At 75.4% G+C, this 4457-nt stretch carries 1 protein-coding gene and 1 pseudogene; both read left to right on the top strand.

Annotated elements, in window-relative coordinates; genetic code table 11:
- Positions 1–82: 82 nt before the first annotated feature.
- A partial coding sequence (locus AOK18_RS14455) for an ATP-dependent helicase (RefSeq protein ID WP_420865609.1) occupies positions 83–4143 on the top strand: 4061 nt, incomplete at its 3' end.
- Between the two features lie 2 nt (positions 4144–4145).
- A pseudogene (locus AOK18_RS34330) lies at positions 4146–4457 on the top strand (Lhr family helicase); the annotation flags it as partial.

A 4457-nucleotide genomic window follows, 5' to 3' on the forward strand; every position in this document is an offset into this window, starting at 1 on the left:
GCCCCCGCACCGCGACCCGCCCGGTCCCGGGCCTCCGCCCGGTTCGGCCCCCGTTGTCAGTGCCCGGGTGCACGATGGACGCATGGTCAGTACACCGCACCCGGCCCTGGACGGCTTCTCCGCCGCGACCCGCGGCTGGTTCACGGGGGCGTTCTCCGCGCCCACCGCGGCCCAGGCGGGCGCCTGGCGCGCCCTCCGGGAGGGTTCGGACGTGCTGGTGGTCGCCCCCACCGGCTCCGGCAAGACGCTGGCCGCCTTCCTCGCGGCCCTGGACCAGCTGGCCGCCGCGCCCCCGCCCGCGGACCCCCACAAGCGCTGCCGCGTCCTGTACGTCTCCCCGCTCAAGGCCCTGGCCGTCGACGTCGAGCGCAACCTGCGCAGCCCGCTGACCGGCATCCAGCAGGAGTCCGTGCGCCTGGGACTGCCCGAGCCCGAGGTGAAGGTCGGGATCCGCTCCGGCGACACCCCGCCCGCCGAGCGCCGGGCCCTGTCCACCCGCCCGCCGGACATCCTGATCACCACCCCGGAGTCCCTGTTCCTGATGCTGACGTCGGCCGCGCGCGACGCGCTGACGGGCATCGAGACGGTGATCCTGGACGAGGTGCACGCGGTCGCCGGCACCAAGCGCGGTGCGCACCTGGGGCTGTCCCTGGAGCGGCTGGACGAGCTGCTGCCCCGGCCGGCCCGCCGCATCGGCCTGTCGGCGACGGTCCGTCCGGTCGACGAGATCGCCCGTTTCCTGTCCCCGCGCGGCAGGGTGGAGATCGTCCAGCCCGATTCGGGCAAGGAGTTCGACCTGTCCGTGGTGGTCCCGGTCGAGGACCTGGGCGAGCTGGGCGGCTCCCCGGTGGCGGACGCCTCGCAGGGGGCGGACGGCCCGGGAGCGGAGCGCCCGTCGATCTGGCCGCACGTCGAGGAGCGGATCGCCGACCTGGTCCAGTCCCATCGTTCGACGATCGTGTTCGCGAACTCGCGGCGCCTCGCGGAGCGCCTGTGCAACCGGCTCAACGAGATCGCCTACGAGCGGGCCACCGGCGAGCCCCTGGACGAGCACCACTCCCCCGCCGAGCTGATGGGCGGGTCCGGGGTGGTCCAGGGCGCCCCCGCCGTCATCGCCCGTGCGCACCACGGCTCGGTGTCCAAGGAGCAGCGCGCCCAGGTCGAGGAGGACCTCAAGGCGGGCCGGCTGCCCGCGGTGGTGGCCACCTCCAGCCTGGAGCTGGGCATCGACATGGGAGCGGTCGACCTGGTGGTCCAGGTGGAGTCGCCGCCGTCCGTGGCCTCGGGGCTCCAGCGGGTCGGCCGTGCGGGGCACCAGGTGGGCGCGGTCTCCACGGGCGTGGTGTTCCCGAAGTACCGGGGCGACCTCGTCCAGTCCGCCGTGGTCACCGAGCGGATGCGGACGGGCTCCATCGAGGCGCTGCGCGTTCCCGCGAACCCGCTGGACGTCCTGGCCCAGCAGATCGTCGCCATGACGGCGATGGACACCTGGCGGTTCGACGACCTGCTGGCGACGGTCCGCCGGGCCGCGCCCTTCTCCTCGCTGCCCGAGTCGGCCTTCACGGCCGTACTGGACATGCTCGCCGGACGCTATCCCTCGGACGCGTTCGCGGAGCTGCGCCCGCGCGTGGTGTGGGACCGGGTCACGGGCGAGATCACCGGCCGCCCGGGGGCGCAGCGGCTCGCCGTCACCTCCGGGGGCACCATTCCCGACCGGGGCCTGTTCGGGGTGTTCCTCGCGGGTACCGACCCGAAGAAGGGCGGCGGGCGGGTCGGCGAGCTCGACGAGGAGATGGTCTACGAGTCCCGCGTCGGCGACGTGTTCACCCTCGGCACCAGTTCCTGGCGCATCGAGGACATCACGCGCGACCGGGTGCTGGTCTCCCCGGCCCCGGGCGTGCCGGGCCGGCTCCCGTTCTGGAAGGGGGACCAGCTGGGCCGTCCGCTGGAACTGGGCCGCGCGGTGGGCGCCTTCCTGCGCGAGGTCGGCTCGCTGCCCCGGGAGGAGGCGCGTGCGCGGCTCCTCGCCGCCGGGCTCGACGCCTGGGCCGCGGACAACGTGCTGTCCTACCTGGACGAGCAGCGCCAGGCCTGCGGCCATGTCCCGGACGACCGCACGATCGTCGTGGAGCGCTTCCGTGACGAGCTCGGCGACTGGCGGATCGTCGTGCACTCCCCGTTCGGCGCCCAGGTGCACGCCCCGTGGGCGCTCGCGCTCGGGGCCCGGCTCTCCGAGCGGTACGGCATGGACGCCCAGGTGATGCACGCCGACGACGGCATCGTGCTGCGCCTGCCGGACGCCGACCTGATGGGCCTGGACCTGCTCGACCGGGAGCCGGGGCACGCGGGCACCGAGTACGACGCGGACCGGGCGCCGCTGGGCGCGGCGGACGTCGTCTTCGACAAGGGGGAGGTCGACCAGGTCGTCACCGACCAGGTGGGCGGCTCGGCACTGTTCGCCTCCCGCTTCCGCGAGTGCGCCGCCCGCGCCCTGCTGCTCCCGCGCCGCAGTCCCGGCAAGCGCACCCCGTTGTGGCAGCAGCGTCAGCGTGCGTCCCAGCTGCTCCAGGTGGCCGGTGAGTTCGGCTCGTTCCCGATCGTCCTGGAGGCGGTCCGCGAATGCCTCCAGGACGTCTTCGACGTCCCCGGGCTCGTCGAGCTGATGGGTGATCTGGAGTCCCGCAGGGTGCGGCTCGTCGAGGTCACCACCCCCGAGCCGTCCCCCTTCGCCCGCTCCCTGCTGTTCGGCTACGTCGCCCAGTTCCTGTACGAGGGCGACTCCCCGCTCGCCGAGCGCCGCGCGGCCGCCCTGTCCCTGGACTCGCGGCTGCTGGCCGAACTGCTCGGCCGGGCGGAGCTGCGCGAACTGCTCGACGCCGAGGTGCTGACCGAGCTGGAGCGCGAGCTGCAGTGGCTCACCGAGGACCGGCGGGTCAAGGACCTGGAGGGGGTGGCCGACCTGCTGCGCGTGCTCGGCCCGCTCACCGGCGACGAGCTGGCGCAGCGGGGGGCCGAGCCGCGGTGGGCGGCGGACCTGGCATCGGCACGCCGTGCGATCCGGGTCCGCATCGCCGGCACGGAGCACTGGGCGGCGATCGAGGACGCCGGCCGGCTGCGCGACGCACTGGGCACGGCGCTGCCGGTCGGCGTACCGGAGGCGTTCACCGAACCGGTCAAGGACCCGCTCGGCGACCTGCTCGCCCGGTACGCGCGCACGCACGGTCCGTTCACGTCGGCCACGGCCGCGGCCCGCTTCGGGCTGGGCGTGGCGGTCACCGAGGGCGCCCTGCAGCGCCTTTCGGCGGCGGGCAGGGTCGTCCAGGGCGAGTTCCACCCGGCCGGGATCGGCCAGGAGTGGTGCGACGCGGCCGTGCTGCGCCGGCTGCGCCGCCGTTCCCTGGCCGCCCTGCGGCACGAGCTGGAACCGGTGCCGCCGGCCGCGCTCGCCCAGTTCCTCCCCCAGTGGCAGCACATCGGCAAGGGGCACGCACTGCGCGGTGTCGACGGCCTGGCGCGCGCGATCGAACAGCTGCAGGGTGCGTCCGTGCCCGCGTCCGCCCTGGAGAAACTGGTCCTGCCCTCCCGGGTCGCGCACTACACCCCCGCGATGCTGGACGAGCTGACGGCCACCGGCGAAGTGCTGTGGGCCGGTGCCGGCTCCCTCCCGGGCAAGGACGGCTGGGTCTGCCTCCACCTCGCGGACACGGCCCCGCTGCTGCTGCCGCCGCCACACCCCCTGGAGACGACCGCCCTGCACCGGTCGGTCCTCGACGCCCTCTCCGGCGGTTACGGACTGTTCTTCCGCCAGATCGCCGATCAGGTCCGCGCCACCACCCACCCCGAGGCCACCGATCCCCAACTGGCCGACGCCGTGTGGGACCTGGCCTGGTCCGGCCGGCTGACCAACGACACGCTCGCTCCCCTGCGCTCGCTGCTGGGCTCGGGCCGCACCGCGGGCTCCACCGCCCACCGCGCGAAGCGCCAGGTCCCGCGCGGCCGCTACGGCTCCCTCACGGCGACCGCCCGCGGCACCTCCCGCACCGGACCGCCGACGGTCGCCGGCCGCTGGTCGCTGCTGCCGGACCGGGAGGCCGACCCCACGGTCCGCGCCCACGCGCTGGCCCGCGCCCTGCTCGACCGGCANNGGGCGCGGTCGCCGCCGAGGGTGTCGAGGGCGGCTTCTCCGCGGTCTACCGCGTGCTGTCCGCCTTCGAGGAGACCGGGCAGGCCCGTCGCGGTTACGTGGTGGAAGGCCTAGGGGCCGCCCAGTTCGCCATGGACGGCGCCGTGGACCGTCTCCGCGCGGCGGCCAACGCCCGCGAGCGGGACGACGCCCTCACCGGGCCCGGCCCGGACGATCCGTTCGGGGGCGGCCCCCTCGGCACCGGCCCCGATCTCCCCGGCGGCCCCGATCCCCTCTCCCTCCACGGCTTCGCCCCGCCCGCCGGGGGCTCGGG

This window comes from Streptomyces prasinopilosus (genome assembly GCF_001419695.1).
Taxonomy (GTDB): Bacteria; Actinomycetota; Actinomycetes; order Streptomycetales; family Streptomycetaceae; genus Streptomyces; species Streptomyces prasinopilosus.